The sequence below is a fragment of the Streptomyces sp. NPDC046197 genome, assembly GCF_040646295.1.
GTDB lineage: Bacteria > Actinomycetota > Actinomycetes > Streptomycetales > Streptomycetaceae > Streptomyces.
Map to the genome: position 1 here is coordinate 1 of NZ_JBEYZY010000035.1, position 16600 is coordinate 16600.

The following is a 16600-nucleotide window of genomic DNA, read 5'->3' on the forward strand; positions in this document are numbered from 1 at the left end:
GCGCACTGACGTGAGCGGGGCACTCGATCGGGTGGTTGAGGCGCTGGCGGGGGTGAGCGAGGAGGAGGTGGCGGCTGCGCCGGCTGCGGTCGGCGTTTCTGGACGTCGTCCGGCGGCCCCGAAGCGGAGACTCCGTACGCCCCTGCCGGAGCCGGCAGGCTCCTCGCACATCCGCTCAGAGGTGGAGTGGGTCTGAGCTCGCTGCGGTGTCGGGTGTCGATCTGCACTGGCCGGACAGATCGACTCGACGACCGGGCCGGTATCCCGGCAGTGCGCAGATCCGGCCGCGGTTGGTCACTTTCCGTCGACGCCGGGCTTGATCTCCAGCGTGAAGACCGCGTCCTCGGGGCCAGTGCCTTCTTCGCCCGCCCACACGATCACGCGCACGTGCTGCTCGCTGACGCCGTTCACCTTCCATTCGGTCACCAGGTCGGTGACTACGAGGGTGGCGACGTATTTGGCATCCTCGCTCCGGGACTCCGTGGTGACCCCTCCCCGCCACCGGTGGGAAGGGCCGCCGTGGGGGCGCCGGCCGTGCGAGCCGTGCGGCTCCTCCACTCGGTACCCCCACACCCTCTCGGTGCCCATGGCACCGATCCTGTCACCAAGGAGCCCTCATGCGCCGGATCGGATCGACGCCCGCAGAGCGGGGCAGTGCGACGGGGCAGTCTTGTCCGGACCTCATCCAGGCCGACGACGGGGACTTCCTCGCGATCGGGAAGCTCGCCTGGCTCAGCTTCCGCGACAGCACTGCGGATCGTCGCCGCAGGGGGCGACTTCTAGACGGCCGACTGCTACCACCATCAGCAGTGCCTCGACAAGAAGGCCGGGCACTGCGGGCTGGGCGGAACGGGGGTCATGCTAAGTGACCCGTTCGAGACGAACTGGGGTGCTTCCTGCCCGACAGGCATCGCTCCGGCACCGGATGCCAAGGACAAGTAGCCGGCGTGAGCCCAGAGTGTCTGAAGAGGGCGGCCCCGGCGCTGGCAACCTGCACGCTGCTGCGGGTCGGTGCTCTCCCTCGCAGGGGATGGCAGTCGAAAAATCAGTGGCCGCCTGAACCGGCCGACCCACGCTGTAGGTCATGGAAGAACCGCAACACGAGATCCGCGCGGCCTGCCTCGCGTGCAGTGGGACCCCGAGCGGGACCTGCACCTGCCGCCCCTGCGTACCGCTTCCTGCAACTTGGCCTCTCCCGTGAGGCCGCACGACGACACACGGACGAATGGACGGTCGCCATCCGCGACGTGACCCCACTCGCCCACGAGATCTATGCCCTCGTAAGTGGCGGTGACCTGGAGTCCGCCGCCCGACTGCTGCTCCAGGAACTCCGCCAGCGTGGTGTCCGCAGGTTCCTGCCGCGTTCCCCACTGCTTGGAAGCAGGGGAACGCCCGACGTTGATCAAGTAATCGTTTCGGGCGGCACGCTCGGCCCCCACCCACGCCGTACTTCCGTCGGCCGTCTCGCTCTATCGGCCCCGCACACCGGCATCGATGCTTCTTTCGTAAGATTCACGAGTCTGTTGAGACGCGAGATGCAGACCGGACGGGGGATGCGACATGGGTGCACCCGGCGCAAGCGCGGGCGGGAGAGATGGCCCTGATCTGCGCGTGTCATCGAAGGACCTGACAAAGCTCGCCGGTGACCTCGGCGACATGCAGGACCATCTCGACAAGCAGGTCAAGCGCATGGACGCGATCGTCGACCGCATCGAGGCCGGGTGGCGCAGCCCGGCGGCCACGGCGTACCGCCAGTTCCACCGGGCGGCGGCCGAGGACGCCGTACGCATCCGTGAAGTGATGAAGCTGCTCGAGCAGGCCGTTCGGCTGAGCCGGGACGGGTTCAGCGAACACGACATCGACGTGCTGGAACAGATGCAGCGGATCCAGGTGGACATCAACAGCGAAGTCGACAAGCTCTCCACGCCCGACGCGGAGGCCCGGACGGGCGGAGCGCCGTCAGCACCGCGCAGCAGCCTCGACTCCTTTTGACCGTGCCGTACGCCAAGTACTTACTTCGCCCACCCAGTTGCCGACAACAAGGGGAATCATGTCGACCGGGTCCGCCGCTGCCGAGGACGGCCACATAACCGTCTCCTTCTCCACGTTCCACGAGCTCGCCACCGAGCTGGAGGACATCCTCAAACAGCTCAACAGCGGACTCGACGACATGTACGAGCGAGTTCAGCCAGTCGTGCTGTCATGGAAAGGCGAGGCCCGGGAGGTCTTCGTCGAGAAGCTCGACGACTGGGACCGCTCCGCACAGGACCTGCAGGCGGCCCAGAAGTGGCTGCACGCCTACGTCACCACCGGCCACGCCAACTACGCGGCAGCGCACCGCGCGGTGCTGCGCGGCTGGGGAGCCGCCTGATGGGCACTCCGCCGGCTCCCCGGAACGGAACGATCGACGTGACCCCGTCCGTCCTCTACGGGGTCTCCACAGGGGTAGCCGGGCAGCAGGACCCTCTGGACCGGGGCATCAAGTCGTTCCTCAACGAACTGGCGCGGTACCCGGACGGCGGCGGCAAAGGGTCGGCCATGAAGGACTTCACGACCGCCTACCTGCAGATCGCCAACAGATTCCTCGAAGTGTGGGCCAAGTCCGTCGTGAGCGTCGGTGGCGCCGCCGTCGGCTTCACGACCACCGCCAACAACTACGCAGCGGCTGACGCCGCGACGCATCCTTCTCCGTCGGGGCACACGACGCACAGGCCCGTCCCGCATGTCATCGACACAGCCCCGAAATACGGTCCGGTCACGGACTTCAAGTGGGGGGACCTGGACCCCGGCCAGAGCATCATGCAGGAGGCCCTTGAGGGCCTGGAAGCCGCGGTCCTGGCCGTCATGCGGCCTTTGCTGGAGCACGAGTGCCGTTGGGGCAAGGCGGCAACCATCCTCCCGTTGCCCAATCACCTGCGCCTGTACTCGATCTCCCAGGCATGGCGAATGCCGCAGACCACGCTCAGCATGGTGGACGGAACGCTCACGGGCCTCATAGGCGGCATCACGGACCAGACCAACCAGGACTGGTACAACGCGATGCGCACGTTCTGCAGCACGCTGTGGGGAACCTCCGCCTGGGGCCAGAACCGAGAGGGCTACGACTGGTCCAACGATGACGCAAAGAAGAGGGGGACCAGCCACCCTGTCTTCGCCGTTCTGTTCGACACGTGCGACGCCATGGTGGAAGCCGTCCATGCCGTCGCCAAGGCGGCCGAGGACGTCCGGGACGATCTGCATCGCATCTACCGCCAAGCCGTTGTGGACAGTCTCAAGCAACTCGATCCGGGAAACCTTGACATCACGGACGCAAAGAGCCTGGTGAAGGGCCTGTGGGAAGCAGGCAAGGGCCTGGTCGCTGACGTCTCGATCGGCATCGTGCTGAACATCGACGAGGGCGCCCTGAACGACGCCGTGTCGGCCTACAACAACCGGATCCATCGACAGGTCGGTGAAATCAAGGCGCTGCTGCCGGCACTGGACGAGGCATACACGAGCGCACCGACCTTCAATGCCGAATCGGCCAGGGCCGAGGCGTTCGGCGCGCGGGCATTGACAGACTTTAAGGGTGACCCGCTCTACACGGTGCCGGGGGACAGCGAAGCCAATCATGCGTATCCGGTCGACTTGGCGAATCAGGAGGGGGTCCATGGGAGCCACATCATCGACAAACACGTGGGCAAGACCGATGAGCAACTCGCGCAGCGGCTCAGGGATCAGCCCACGATCGACGCCTCTTCCAGCTTCACTAATCTGACTTCCGCCCAGAAATACACACAAGATGCGCTGGAATATGTGGGACCGCCCGCGAATTCAGGTCAGCAAAACGCCGGTGTAGACAATCAGGAAAAGATCAAGAAGTGGCTCTCCAGGCCGCGTAGTGACAGTTCAATTTTGACTCTCGACCCTGTGGAGTTCAATTCTGCAACCGGGCGTACCGTTGAGGCAGGCAACCCTCGGGCGAGTGCGGCACGGGACACGCACACGGTAAAGGTCGTACTTAAGTACAAGAATGGCCTTCACCCGCCTTATGTGGTCTACACGTCCATGCCGACGCTGCCGTGAGCACACCGTGGGAGGATCTGTGAAGGAGAGGAAGACGGGTCTGCCCGGCTGCGCGCTGGGGCGTTTCGACGAGCGTCAGTCTTTCGCAGCGCTCGTAGCCCGCGGGGGCGCGGACTGGCACGACACCGTAATGGAAACGATCCAGGGGCATCCCGTGCTCCGGCAGGTCGACCGCATGGAGTTGCGAGACAGTGTCCTGCAGGTCTCACCCGCCCAGGCCCTGGATTTGGCCGGGCTGATTTCGGTCGGATCTCTTCTGCACGGTCCTCGCGAATCCCTTCGCACATCGGATGCGGAACGCGACGCCTGTCTACGGGACATCTTGAAGGCCGTGGGGAATGGTGCGCGTTTCTTCACCAATCATGGTCAGGCGGAAGACGGTGAAGAGGCTGACTTCCTGGCCTCGTCATTCCACGCCAATGCCCTTGCCGGCACCACCATTGATATTTGTCTCATCGGGGTGTCGGATGAGACCGTCCTAGTGCTCTGGCGCTTCGAGGACGACTAGCTGTTCGCGACCATCCAACGATCGCCGCCACCCGCAGCACCCAGGAGAGGACCGAAGGTGCGCACCCGTTCCGCCACCTACCCCGACCGCGAAACGGCCCAGTGGGCCACCCAGCAGGTCGTCACCGCCAACGAGCAGCTGATCCATCGCTGGCTGGCCCAGTCGACGCGCCCGCGCCTGACCATCGAAGCGTCCTGGCCGTCCCGGTTCGAGCCGGTCGGACGCGTCCTTCTGCAGGCGATGATGCTGGCCGGGCGGGAGCCCGTCGATGTGCGGGCCGCCCGGGTGATCCTCAAGCGGGATACCTCCCTCCCCCATGGCTTCGCCGTCCATGCCACCTTCCCCATTTACCTGTAGAGACGACCCGTAGAGGCTGACCACCGTGCCCCTGAGCCCCCTCGAACACGACCGTCGCTACGGCGAGCTCGACCAGGTGATCCGTGCCTACGCCGGACAGCCGGCCGACGACACCCCCGACAAACCCGGCCAGGCCCTGACTGCTTATCTCCGGCAGACCTGGCACAGCCGACCGTGGGCTCTCGCTGTCGCCGAGCGGCAGTTGCGGGATTACGCCGAGAATCCGCCGGGGCGACTGCGGCAGCGCCTCGGGGAGTTCTACGCCATTCCCGATGTCGGCCTGCCACAGAACGAGATCCAGCGGTGGCTGTACTGCCTCGCCGATCACCTCAAACACAGCATCGAGGAGGGCGAGGTTCCACCTCCGGCGACCCCCTTCACCCACTGGGAGTGGCACGCCCGCTTCCCGGAGCTCGGGCAGTTCCTCGGCGGCTGGTTCTCGCAGGACATGCCGGACGAGTTCGACGACCACGACGCGGCCGTCGAGGACTACCGGACCTCGAACGACCCACACCTCGTCGCCCGGCTCGTCGGCGAGTTGCATGAGCTCCTTGCCCTCGATCTCGACGAGTCCGACTACGCCCTCGCCGTCGCCGAGCTGGGCATGGAGGTCGACCCTCCAGCACCGTATTCACCCAGTGCCTGGCTGGCACTCGTTGCCGACCGGCTCACCGGGCCGCAGGCCCAGTACGGGTCCCGAGCAGGAACCGACGAGCCGACGTGACATGGTGTCGTGCGTCTGCCGGCCCACCGCGCGAGGTGGCCGACGGGTCACATGGCACAACAGGCTGGGCGGGACGGGAGTCAAGCTAAGTACCCCATTCGAGACGAACTCGGGCGCGTCCTGTCCCACCGGTGTCACCACGACCGACGGCTGAGCCGCACGACTTCAGCACCGAAGGTCCCAGCTCGGCAATCGGGGCCACGACACGACCCGCGGCCGAGCGGCCGTGCACCTTCTCCCGGCCACCTCGTGGTCAGCCCTCCGCGCGGGCGGGCAGCCGCCATCCCGGGCGCGGGAAGTGGCAGGTGTAGCCGTCCGGATAACGCTGCAGGTAGTCCTGGTGCTCCGGCTCGGCCTCCCAGAAGGGGCCGACCGGCTCCACTTCGGTGACGACCTTGCCGGGCCACAGTCCGGAGGCGTCCACATCAGCGATCGTGTCCTCGGCGATCCGCTTCTGCTCGTCGTCCACGTAGTAGATCGCCGAGCGGTAACTGAGGCCGATGTCATTGCCCTGACGGTTCTTGGTGCTCGGGTCGTGGATCTGGAAGAAGAACTCCAGGAGCGCACGGAAGTCGGTCTTCGCGGGGTCGAAAAGGATCTCAATGGCCTCCGCGTGCGTGCCATGGTTGCGGTACGTCGCGTTGGGCACGTCACCCCCTGTGTAACCGACCCGGGTCGCCGTCACGCCCGGGAGTCGGCGGATCAGCTCCTCCATCCCCCAGAAGCATCCGCCTGCCAGCACGGCCCTCTGCGTCTGCGCGGTCATTACGACCCCTCCAATTTCTGTCAGCTTCGCGGCATCCCTGCCCCCTGTCCTCAACGCGCGAGGCCTCCAAGCGATTCCGAGCCCGCACGACCCGCCCTGCGGTCGATGACCACCGGCCACCGCGAGGAGCGCACCCGTACCAGGCGGACTCGGGGACGTCTTCCCCGGCAGGTATCGCTCCGGAAGCCACGGACGGACAGGCCGTGGGTGCCGAAGAGCCGTGGCACCGGCTATCCGTGCGGTGCTGCGGCCGAAGCTCTCGCGGCGAACGGCAGTCGAAAATCAGTGGCCGCCTGAACCGGTCGACCCCACGCTGTACGCCATGGAAGAACCGCAACGCAGGATCCGTGCGGCCCACTCGGAATCCACGATCACCGTCTACCAGGCGTATTCCCCGGATATCGGCCTGCCCGCTGTCCGCGACGGCCGATTCCCCGCCGTGTGGAAGCGGGAGAGGATGACGTGGATCATCATGGCGCGTTCACAGTCTCCATCAGTTTTCGCGTCTCGCCTTTGGCTGGAGCTCCTGTCCCCCACGCAACGAACCGTCCGGCACCGTGTCAACACGCAGGAGACATGAGTGCTGGGCGGATACGTCCCTGCGTCGTGCTCTCGCCTTACCTGACGGTCGGCGGAGTTCGCGCCGTCTCTGAACGCATCGACGAAGACCTGGTACTCGCCTACAGCCTCCTTGACCGGTCGCTCCAGAGTTCCTCGTCGCTGCTATGCGGCGAGGCATATAACGACTTTCTGGAAGTTGCCGGCTTGCTGGACTGAGGAGTCACGCCCGGGTAGCCAGGGCTGCGCTGACGCTACCGCAATGCCTGACTCGGTTCCTCTCGAATCAGTTACCACCGGCCGCTGGGGGAGCCGTCTGCCTCAAGGCCATAGGTCAAAGGCTTGTCACTGTGCTTGCGCAACCGTATGAGCTCAGCGACGGCGTTCGAGTCACCACCGTCGCAAGCCTGTTGGTACAGCTGCTCAGCCCTCGTCCGATCGCCCTCCTTCTCCATGAGCCGGGCGAGGCGCACGAGAGCCGCCGGATTCCCCGCGTCGGCTGCTTGCTGATACAGGAAAGCCGCCCTCTCGTCGTCTCCGTTCCTGTTCCGCAATCGAGCCATCCGAAAGAGAGCCGTGGCCCCGCCGCGTGTCGCTGCCTCTCTGTACAGGGCTTCTGCAGCTACATGGTCACCGCGTCTATTGCATGCCCGGGCCAGATGAATCAAACCCTGCGGCTCGCCGGCGTCCGCTGCCATTCTACAGAGGTCCCCTGCTCCGGCATTATCTCCGGATTTTCCCTTTAGGCGGGCCAGGTGAAGCAGTGCTCCAGTATTCCCCGCGTCAACCGCTTGGTGATAGAGTTGTTCTGCAGTGATCCAGTCTCCATTCTTCTCACAAATTTGACCAAGGTGCACTATTGCGCCGGTATTTCCGGCATCCGCCGCCTTTCGGTATAGACGTTCCGCCGCCTCTGGATCCCCCCTTCTTTGATAGAGTCTCGCCCGCAGTACCAATGCATACGTGCCACCGCACTCTGCTGCGAGTTCGTAGATTTTTGCGGCGCTTGTCCAGTCGCCGTCTCTTTCCCGTTTTTGAGCTATGCGTAGAAGCTTGCTCTCGCCGCCTGCGTCTATTGCCTTCTTGCGCCATTCTAAAGCACTACTGGGGTCCTCTTGCTTTTCCTTCATGGACGCCAGACGGAGCATAGCGCGAACGTGTCCCTTCTCTGCCGCTCGCATATAGAGGAGCTCTGCCTCGGCTAGCTCTCCCTGTTTCTCGCGGAGTTGAGCCAGGCGCATGATCGCTCCTGGATTGCCAGCCTCTGCTGCCCGCACATACCACGACTCTGCGCTGCCGAGCTCGCCAGCCTTCTCATACAGAAGACCGAGACGAATCATCGCCACGGCGTGGCCGTCATCGGCGGCCCTCTTGTACGCGCGTTCTGCTTCAACAGTCGCCCCGACGGTCTCGCGTATTTGTCCGACGAGAGTCAATGCGGTCGTGTCTCCGCTGTCGGCTACGGCGTGGTAGAGCGAAGCGGCGTGCCGGAATCTGCCGCGGGCTGCAGCAGCCCGCCCCAGCCGCTGCAGGTCGGTTGCGGGAAAGTGTTCAACGGCTGCTGTCCAGAAAGTCGCCGGCGGGCATACAAAGCGCCGTACGGAACTCTCGTGCTGTTCCAAGTAGTCGGCCAGTCCGACGACCCCCGGCCGCGGGCCCATGCCGTTGATGCTGGGGAGCCGGTGAAGAGCAGAGACTACCCGCTTGACACGTAATTCAGCGTACGCCAGAGCTGCAGTGAGCCAATTTTCTGGATCCGCTTCTGCCCGCTGACTGCCGGTCAGGTAACCAGGAGCAGCCGCCCGAAGGAATTCGATGGGCAAGGGCCCGTTGACCCCAAGGCGTCGAGCGTCGACAGCAGCGATGATCAATGCGCGGCCATGAATTCCCTCTACCCCTGCGGGATTGTTGTAATGATCGAGGAGAGCTGGCCCTGCGGCAAGATTTTGAGTGATCGCTGGAGTCCCGACTCCAAGCGCTTGGGCCAACGAAGCATCGGTGGCTGAAGCCTCGCGGATTGCGTGCATCTCGCCGTTGAAGTCGGGTGGCACGATAATGCGGTGAGCCCGAGTCAGTAAGAGCCGAGCCTGAAGGTGGGTATCCTCCTGACCGGGAAGCGGATCCGAGGTGAGCGTGTGATCATGCTCGCGCCACAGAGTGATCAAGGTGAAGACGGGACCACGGCTTTTATCGAGGCGCTCAAGCAAAGCCGCTGCGATTGATTCTCCGACCGCCCCGTACAGATAGCGATGTCCGCTGTCGAGCCATAACACGGTGCGTGGCTTAATGCCGTCGATATCTAAAGAAGCTCGTAAGGATTCTGCCGTGCCGAAATTCGACAGATCCCAGTCCGGAACAACTTCCCGAATGGCCTCGAATGCACTGCGCGTCTTTCCGGTGCAGGAGTCTCCTCGAATGAGAACAAGTTTGTTTTCATCGCGTTTCACAGCTGCGGACAGCAGCTCTTTGAGAGCTGTGTCGTGGGGACGCGGTACAAAGGTCGGCAGGACGAAGTCCTCATCGGGAAGCAGGGTGGACTCACTGCCGATAGCTGCATGGACTCCCAGTTGCCGGGCTGTCCAGGATCGAACTGGAAGCGAGGGGGCCGGCGCGACGCTGTGCCCGGTTCGGCGGTGTTGCTCTTCCAGGGAAGCTCGTGCTCGCCAAGCTTCCGCGGTCAGACGGCCGAGTTGGATGCGTCGGTGGCTGTCTCGCTCGTAGATGGCGCGCCACCGCTGTTCGTCCAGCAGCTGAGCCACTGTCTCGCCGTCACTGCCTATCACGTGGCAACCGAGCAGACTGCGACGCTGCGCCTCTCCGCGAATCATGCGGATCAAGGTCAACAAGATGTCGCAGGTCTGTGGCGTGCGTCTGCCACGCAGCCAGTCACTGACGGTTGTGGGAGATACCGCTAGTGCCCTTGCCAAGGAACGGCCGGAAGGTACATCAGGCAATTGCTTGCGTTTCCACTCGCCGAGGCGTTGAAGCTCGATCTTGATCGTGGCTTCTGTGTTCGTCGCCGGGTCGTTCACATGGCCCCCACCCGCATCTCCGCCTGTCCAGCGGGCGAACTGGACGCTCATCAGCCTACGGTCTTGGCCGAGGTCAGCGGGCATGTTTGTCCACTTTCCAATAGATAGTCGCAGGACGCCGCTCTGGACAGCCACCGTCTTGGCGTGGCCGATGGCCGGCCCTGACGGTTGCCTCTGGAGAACAACATGACTGGCCTGAACGTTGTTTCCCTCTTGCTGGCGCTGCTGAGCGCCGTGAACATCGGTTGCGGTGTTGGTTTGCTGTCCCGGCGATCCGGAAGGAACCTCTACGAGGCAGCGCTAGCCGGGGTGAGCGCATGCGGCACTGCAGTTGCTCTGTTCCTCGCCGCCGTGGCGGCGTACCGCTAGGTTCCGTCGCTCAGCGGGCGGAAAGGGCCTGTGGACACGCCTTGACATGGATCAAGCCGTCGTTCCTGTGGATGATGTACCGCTGCGGCTGGGGTGCGAAGGCAGGGCAGGAGACCGTTCTCGCTGTCGAGATCACCCGCAACGGCTTCGAGTGGGCGCTGCGCCACGCCTGCCTGTCAAGCTACGCCCGCGAGGTCCACCCCGACCGCGCCACCTGGCAGCGTCAGCTGAAGCGCGCGCCCACCCGCGTGCAGTGGGACCCGGAGCGGGACCTGCACCTGCACCTGCACCCCATGCCGTACCGGTCGCTGCAACTCGGCCTCGCCGGTGAGGCCGCAGGACGCTACGCGGACGAATGGACGGTCGCCATCCGCGATGTGACCCCACTCGCCCACAAGATCCAGGGTCTCGTCAGTGGTGGAGACCTGGACTCCGCCGCCAGGCTGCTGCCCCAGGAACGCCCCTATCCCATCGAAGACGATCTCCTTGCCCACCTGTGCGGATGACGGGCTGCTCCACTTCGCCGGCTCCGGCTGATGGGTCACATGGCACCACGGACTCGCCGGGACAGGGGTCAAGCTAAGTACCCCGTTCGAGACGAACTGGGGAGCCTCGTGCCCGACCGGCATCGCGCCTGTTCCCACCGAGGGTGAGCGCTGACCTACTTCAAATCGGCCCGACGGCAAGAAGTTGCTTCCGCTGACGGTCAAGAACGCTGCGTCGGCGCCGGCTTCAAGTGGTCACGCCCACTGACGAGGGTGACGCACTCGATCGGGTGGTTGAGGCGTTGGCGGGAGTGAGCGAGGAAGAGGTGGCCGCTGCGTTGGCGGCGGCCGGGTTTCTTGCCCTCGCCCGCCGGCACCCTCGTGGACGCTGCTGCCGGGCCCTGGACGTTCCCCGCACATCGCTTCCGAGGTGGAGTGGGTCTGAGGCCCGGTCCAGCCTGTGCGCGACCGCGTGACTCCACGAGCCCCCTTCTTCTGGGCAGACTCCTCGTCGATGCAGCGGGAGGCCGTTTTGAGCTTCGGATTGGCACGAAGTCGGGCCCGCAGATCTCGAGTGGTCACATCAACATGCTTCGCCAGCGTATGGGGCGACGACTTGGCCGTGCCCTTGCCTTCGTCGTCCGCCAGGTCGGCCCAATACTTCGGATTGACCGCACCCTTGCGTTTGCTGCGGGGCCAGGCGTTTGGTTCGCCGCCTCCCTTGATCAGCAGGCCAAGGTCGTCCTGAACGCCAGAGACCACGCCTGCTCCACGGTGTGTGGGTCGACGGCGTACGGGATGGGAGCTGGGGTGAGTGGTGGGTGAGGCAGGGGGTCAGGCCGGTCGGAAGACCTGGACCTCGTGTCGGGCGAGCGGCACCTGTAGTTCCCACCTAGGGTTGAACAAAGAGGATCAAACGGAGTGGATCTCCGCTACAGGCAGCGACGTAGCGACAAAGGAGGCACTCATGGCCGGCAAAGCCAGCATCGTACTGGCCCACGGCTTGTGGGCCGATGGCTCGTGCTTCGCAAAGCTCATCCCCGCACTCCAGGCCGAGGGGCGCGAGGTCTTCGCGTCGCAGCATGGGCTTGACTCGCTCGCAGGCGACGTCGACTGCGTAACCCGCGCGATCAACCACGTGCCCGGCCCGGTCGTGCTCGTGGGCCACTCCTACGGCGGCACGCTGATCACCAAGGCGGGCGTGCACGACCGCGTGGGCGCCCTGGTGTACATCTGCGCGCTTGCCCCGGACGACGACGAGACCTCGCAGCAGCACCTGGCCGCGTTTCCCAGCTCGCCGGTTTTCGAGCACCTCGAGGTCACCGACAACCGCATCTACCTCAAGGAGTCGGGCATCGGCGACTTCTGCGGCGACCTGCCGCTGGAGGAACAAAAGCTCGTGCTGGCGACCGCCAACCCGCCGATCGCGGACCTCTTCGACCAGCAGGTACCCGGTAATGCCTGGCGAGCGAAGCCGAGCTGGTACATCGTGGGCACCCAGGACCGCACGGTGAACCCGGACCGGGAGCGCGCTTCCGCCGAACGGATGAAGGCCACGACCGTCAGCCTCGACAGCAGCCACGTCCCGATGCTCTCCCAGCCCAACGCTGTCCTCGAGGTCATCCGCAACGCTGCGAAGACCCTGGAGTAAGGCCGAGGACCGCGGGGCACGCCGCCTTTGGGCATCCGTGCGCGTCGCCGCCGGCCGCGATCCGATGTGCGTCGGGATCGCCAGTTGGTATGAAGTTCCCCCTTGATCTTGGACAGCGGGTTTCTACGCTGCGGGGGTGAAGTCCTGCTGCAGTCTCCACCCGAGAGTCTCGCGTGGGCGCGCGTTGGGAGCGACCGCGACGGCGTCGAGGTCGCTGCGGGCACGGCGTGCCCGTCGCGTGCCCGATCGGGCGGGAACTTCCGGGGACTCACGGTGAATCACGGCCGGAGCCACGCGCTACCGCAGGTCAGCAGACTGCCAGCTCAGCAGAGCGCCACAACCGGACTCTTCCAAACCAGTGCTTCGGCACTCAGCGGCCCGGCCCCCGACATCGCGTCGTCAGGGAGTCCACTCATGAGCGAGGAGACCGAGGATCACCTGGTCGACGAATGCTCCGTATACCCAGGCCGAGCGCCGCAACGTGCCCTCGATCGTGAACCCCGCTCTCTTCGCCGCCGCGATCATCGGCGCGTTGTCTGCCGTGGTCTCCACCTGTAGTCGCTGCAGTCCGCGCACCGCGAACCCGTACTCGCACAGCACGCGGACGATGTCCGAGCCAACACCACGACCGCGGAAGTCAGGGAGCACGGAGATGCCCAGGTGCGCCGACCTGTTATGCGCGTCGATGCCCCACAGCGAGGCGGCACCCACCAGTTCCTGCGACTCGAGTTCCACCACGGAAAAGGATGCTGCAGCGTCCGAGGGCTCAGCGACTGCATAGGGAGAGCGCGCCGACCCTGGTGGTATCGGATGCCAGGGCCGAGGGTCTTGACGCGACCGGGTTGCCACGTCTGGCGCAGTCGTGTCATGACCTGCCGGAACAGCCGGTGCAAGTTGCCTTTGGCAAGTTGATGTCCGTGCCAGCGATTGCTGGATAAAGTCGTTTGGTTACTACTGGTTGTGGGGGCAACCAGAGTTTGGTCGGCTCTGCCGACGTCCTGGGGAGGGCCTGTAGCGCATGAGTCGTCGCTCTGCTGGTTTTGTCGGTGTCTGGGCGGAAATGCAGCGTCAGCGCCAGCGCCAAGTGGAGGCCGAGGCCAGACGGCGCCGAGAAGAGGCACGACAGGCGCGGGCCTATCAACGACTTGCCACTCAAGAGCACCGGCAGTACCGACAGGCAGAGGCGAGGCGGCGCACGGAGGAGCTGGACGCGCAGGTCGCCACCTTGCGGGGGCTGCTGGCCGCGGGTTGCCAGGCGCCGGTCTTCAGGGCGTCGTCCCTGATGCGCGCGGAAGAGATCCCGCCGTTCGATCCGGGACAGCTCGCCTGGCCCGTGCGCATGCCGGATCCAAGCCAGTACCAGGCGCAGGGAGGTTGGACCGCAAACCGGCGAGCACAGGCTCAGGCGGAGGCGCAGGCTCGTTTCGAACGGGACTGGTACGCCGCGCAAGCTGCCGAAGCGCAGCGACAGCAGCAGCTGGCGGCCCTCCAGCGGGACTACGAGCAGAGGACTGGGGCCCAGCGGGCGGAGGTGCGTCGGCACAATGCCGGCATCGTCGAGGTGACCGAGGGTGTCAGGCGGGGAGACCCTGACTCCGTGGTCGAGTACTTCTCAGCGGCTCTCTACTCGTCGACTGCCTGGCCGGAAGGGTTTCCTCGGCAGGTCGCGGCAGCCTTCGACTCGGCGGCGCGGCAGCTTGTTCTGGACTGGGAGCTGCCCGGGTACGACGTGGTCCCCGAGACGAAATCCGTGAGGTACGTACCCGCCCAGGACGAGGACAGGGAAACCGCACGTCCTGTTACCCAGCGCCGTGGGCTGTACCGAGAGGTGCTGGCGCAGAGCCTGCTGCTCGTAGTGCATCAGCTCTTTGCGGCGGACGAGTACGGCATTCTCGACTCGGTGGCCCTGAACGGCTTCGTTGACGCGCACGATCCGGCGACGGGCCGGCGCACGCACATTTTCCTGGCGACTGTCATGGCCCAGCGGGCGGTGTTCACCGGCCTGCACCTGGGACAGGTGGATGCGGTCAGTTGTCTGACCGACGCATTGAGGGGCCAACTCGCGTCCAGGCCTGATCAACTCACCTCCGTACGGCCGGGTCGAAAACCTCAGGACGTGGGAAACCATGTTGTCACCCATGGCGGTGATGAGGATCCGGATCTGTATGCCATGGATCCGATCGAATTCGAGTCGCTCGTTGCCGACCTGTTCCGCGCCATGGGGATGCAGGCTGTGACGACCCAGCGCTCGAATGACGGCGGCGTGGACGTCGACGCGCTGGACCCGACGCCCATCCGAGGTGGAAAGATCGTCGTACAGGTGAAGCGCTACCGCAGCACAGTGCCGCCCACCGCGGTGCGTGACCTGTACGGGACGGTCCAGGACGTCGGCGCCAACAAGGGCGTCCTGGTGACCACGTCAGGATTCGGGCCCGGATCGCACGCCTTCGCTCGGGGCAAGCCTCTGGAGCTCATCTCAGGTAGCGAACTCGTCGACCTCCTGCACAGGCACGGGCTGCGTGGACGTCTGGGGGAGGGAGGGCGAGCGACTCCAGCGCAGCCGTCCCCGTCCAGTCCTGCAACTGCGCCCGATGACTACAACGTGTTGGGCATGACTTGGTCCGGCAATGTCGCATTGGACGTATGCGCGCTTGTCTGCTGTGGCAGTCGGGTACTGAGCGAAGACCACTTCGTCTTCTTCAACAACCCGCAAACTCCGGACGGCTCGGTACGCGCAGTGCCAGCTGCGGCGCCGGACAAGGCAGCGCTTCGTGTTTCCTTCGACGCGCTGCCGGAAGCGGCTGATCGGTTCGTGCTCGTGGCGGCCGTTGATCCGGAGGCCAACCCGGAAGCCGACCTGTCCAGATTCACCGACGCATGCATTCGGTTGCTGGACCCGGCAATGACTGAGCTCGGTCGACTCGAAGTCTCCGATGGCCGCTCCCGCGAGACCGCATTGGTGCTCGGTTCCTTCCGGCGCAGGCCCAATGGCGACTGGGACTTCGTGCTTGGAGGGAAGGGGTACACAGGGGGGTTGGAGGAGCTCGTCCAGGAGTACGGCATAGAAGTGGATTGACGGCACAGGCCTCTTGCGTGGTGTTGGCCTTTTCCGCAGATGGATACGGCCATTCAAATCGGCCCGACCGGCAAGAAGTTGCTGTCGCTGACGGTCGAGAACGCTGGTGCGGTGGCATGTAGCGGCTCGATTGGATCTGTGAGGCCCCAACTCAGCTGAGTTGCAACTTCTTCTGCCGGGTTCAAGCACCCGTCGTCGCTTCGCTCCTCCGGGCGGGCGCGGGCCGCCGTCCGCGCCCGCGCTGATGTCTCCGCCCCGCTCGGCACGGCCGACGCCCCCCGTCCGCCCAAGAGGCAGGCACACAGGGCTTGCGGTCAGAACAATCCTCCGGCGGGGGAGCGGCCGGCGCCGGGATGGTGAGGGCGTCGTTCCCGAGTGCGGGTTCGTAGGATGTGCGTGGGGGCTCTCCCATCCCGTTTGCCATCGGCCCAGGCAGAGCCGAGCGGACGCGGCCCCTGGCGTCCAGGTCATTCGTACAGTGGCGCGCTCTACCTGGACGCCAGGAACCACACTTTCGGCGATCACTTGGACATGGACACGGTGAAGTTTTCTGTCTTGCCGGACTTCCATTTAATGTAGTCCTCAACCGACACGTAGGTCGACTTCCGGGTCATGCGCAACTGCTCGCTCGCGTTGTTCCATGTGTACGTGGCGTACTGGGCGCCCGCGACGTACCTGCTGGGGGACAGCTTCTTCGTCCGGCCGCCGTCCCAGGGACAGTCCTTCGTCGCGTCGTAGTCGCACGTGGAATAGGCCCTGATGGAAAGGCCGCAGCTTTCTGAAACAAACACGTCGATGCGACTCAGCCTGTCATTGCTTGAATGCCACGTGCCTGGAAGCTTACTTGTGGTTAGGCAGGCGGCTGCCTGTTTCGCCGAGGTGAGCATGAATGTGACCGAGAGGGAAAGCGTCAAGGCCGCCGTGACGAGCAGGGCCATGATTCGGGGTAGTGGGCGGCGGGCAGAAGAGACGTGTGTCATTGCGAACCTCCCATGGCTGGTACCAGCAT

Annotated in this window: 16 protein-coding genes and 3 pseudogenes; 13 read left to right on the forward strand and 6 right to left on the reverse strand. The window is 65.0% G+C overall.

Going from position 1 to position 16600, the window contains the following annotated elements; translation table 11 throughout:
- Positions 1 to 294 precede the first annotated feature (294 nt).
- Positions 295 to 588 (reverse strand): hypothetical protein, encoded by a 294-nt coding sequence (locus AB0A61_RS33160; protein ID WP_361300691.1) that lies wholly within the window; start codon positions 586 to 588, stop codon positions 295 to 297.
- 198 nt (positions 589 to 786) lie between these two features.
- Here AB0A61_RS33160 and AB0A61_RS33165 point away from each other — a divergent pair.
- The 8 genes and pseudogenes from AB0A61_RS33165 to AB0A61_RS33200 form a co-directional block, all read left to right on the forward strand.
- Positions 787 to 942, forward strand: a pseudogene (locus AB0A61_RS33165) (peptide-methionine (S)-S-oxide reductase); the annotation flags it as partial.
- Positions 943 to 1119: 177 nt separating this feature from the next.
- Positions 1120 to 1328: pseudogene (locus tag AB0A61_RS33170) on the forward strand (DUF4291 family protein); the annotation flags it as partial.
- Between the two features lie 232 nt (positions 1329 to 1560).
- Positions 1561 to 1992: a WXG100 family type VII secretion target gene (locus tag AB0A61_RS33175; RefSeq protein ID WP_361300694.1), complete on the forward strand. Its 432-nt coding sequence runs from the start codon at positions 1561 to 1563 to the stop codon at positions 1990 to 1992.
- A 58-nt stretch (positions 1993 to 2050) separates the two neighbouring features.
- The gene (locus AB0A61_RS33180; RefSeq protein ID WP_361300697.1) at positions 2051 to 2371 is read left to right on the forward strand and encodes a WXG100 family type VII secretion target; all 321 of its coding nucleotides are present in this window, start codon (positions 2051 to 2053) and stop codon (positions 2369 to 2371) included.
- A complete protein-coding gene (locus AB0A61_RS33185; protein WP_361300700.1) occupies positions 2371 to 4065 on the forward strand; it encodes an RNase A-like domain-containing protein in 1695 nt (564 codons plus the stop codon). The genes AB0A61_RS33180 and AB0A61_RS33185 overlap by 1 nt, the downstream gene beginning before the upstream one ends.
- 19 nt (positions 4066 to 4084) lie before the next feature.
- Entirely contained in the window at positions 4085 to 4573 is a 489-nt protein-coding gene (locus AB0A61_RS33190; protein WP_361300703.1) for a hypothetical protein, read from the forward strand.
- A gap of 57 nt (positions 4574 to 4630) precedes the next feature.
- Entirely contained in the window at positions 4631 to 4930 is a 300-nt protein-coding gene (locus AB0A61_RS33195) for an RNase A-like domain-containing protein (RefSeq protein WP_361300706.1), read from the forward strand.
- 25 nt (positions 4931 to 4955) lie between these two features.
- On the forward strand, positions 4956 to 5654 hold the full coding sequence (locus tag AB0A61_RS33200; protein WP_361300709.1) for a contact-dependent growth inhibition system immunity protein: 699 nt from the start codon (positions 4956 to 4958) through the stop codon (positions 5652 to 5654).
- A 253-nt stretch (positions 5655 to 5907) separates the two neighbouring features.
- On the opposite strand, the gene msrA is transcribed toward AB0A61_RS33200, so the two are convergent.
- Positions 5908 to 6420 (reverse strand): peptide-methionine (S)-S-oxide reductase MsrA, encoded by a 513-nt coding sequence (msrA, locus tag AB0A61_RS33205; protein WP_361300712.1) that lies wholly within the window; start codon positions 6418 to 6420, stop codon positions 5908 to 5910.
- 313 nt (positions 6421 to 6733) lie between these two features.
- Between msrA and AB0A61_RS33210 the strand changes: the two are divergent.
- Positions 6734 to 6889 (forward strand): annotated as a pseudogene (locus AB0A61_RS33210) (DUF4291 family protein); the annotation flags it as partial.
- Between the two features lie 379 nt (positions 6890 to 7268).
- On the opposite strand, the gene AB0A61_RS33215 reads toward AB0A61_RS33210, so the two are convergent.
- Complete coding sequence (locus AB0A61_RS33215) at positions 7269 to 10061, reverse strand: tetratricopeptide repeat protein (protein WP_361300715.1); 2793 nt, start codon at positions 10059 to 10061, stop codon at positions 7269 to 7271.
- 135 nt (positions 10062 to 10196) lie between these two features.
- Here AB0A61_RS33215 and AB0A61_RS33220 point away from each other — a divergent pair, with 135 nt between their 5' ends.
- Both AB0A61_RS33220 and AB0A61_RS33225 read left to right on the forward strand, forming a co-directional pair.
- Positions 10197 to 10379 (forward strand): hypothetical protein, encoded by a 183-nt coding sequence (locus AB0A61_RS33220; RefSeq protein WP_361300718.1) that lies wholly within the window; start codon positions 10197 to 10199, stop codon positions 10377 to 10379.
- Between the two features lie 71 nt (positions 10380 to 10450).
- Positions 10451 to 10885, forward strand: a complete 435-nt coding sequence (locus tag AB0A61_RS33225) for a DUF4291 family protein (RefSeq protein ID WP_361300850.1) — start codon at positions 10451 to 10453, stop codon at positions 10883 to 10885.
- 234 nt (positions 10886 to 11119) lie between these two features.
- Here AB0A61_RS33225 and AB0A61_RS33230 read toward each other — a convergent pair whose 3' ends face one another.
- Positions 11120 to 11626, reverse strand: a complete 507-nt coding sequence (locus AB0A61_RS33230; RefSeq protein WP_361300721.1) for an RNase A-like domain-containing protein — start codon at positions 11624 to 11626, stop codon at positions 11120 to 11122.
- Positions 11627 to 11831: 205 nt separating this feature from the next.
- Between AB0A61_RS33230 and AB0A61_RS33235 the strand changes: the two genes are divergently transcribed.
- Positions 11832 to 12515: an alpha/beta hydrolase gene (locus AB0A61_RS33235; protein WP_361300724.1), complete on the forward strand. Its 684-nt coding sequence runs from the start codon at positions 11832 to 11834 to the stop codon at positions 12513 to 12515.
- Between the two features lie 399 nt (positions 12516 to 12914).
- On the opposite strand, the gene AB0A61_RS33240 is transcribed toward AB0A61_RS33235, so the two are convergent.
- Complete coding sequence (locus AB0A61_RS33240; protein ID WP_361300727.1) at positions 12915 to 13364, reverse strand: GNAT family protein; 450 nt, start codon at positions 13362 to 13364, stop codon at positions 12915 to 12917.
- A 169-nt stretch (positions 13365 to 13533) separates the two neighbouring features.
- On the opposite strand from AB0A61_RS33240, the gene AB0A61_RS33245 reads away from it, so the two are divergent.
- Positions 13534 to 15591: a restriction endonuclease gene (locus AB0A61_RS33245; RefSeq protein ID WP_361300730.1), complete on the forward strand. Its 2058-nt coding sequence runs from the start codon at positions 13534 to 13536 to the stop codon at positions 15589 to 15591.
- Positions 15592 to 16112: 521 nt separating this feature from the next.
- On the opposite strand, the gene AB0A61_RS33250 is transcribed toward AB0A61_RS33245, so the two are convergent.
- Entirely contained in the window at positions 16113 to 16529 is a 417-nt protein-coding gene (locus AB0A61_RS33250) for a hypothetical protein (protein ID WP_361300733.1), read from the reverse strand.
- Between the last annotated feature and the right edge of the window lie 71 nt (positions 16530 to 16600).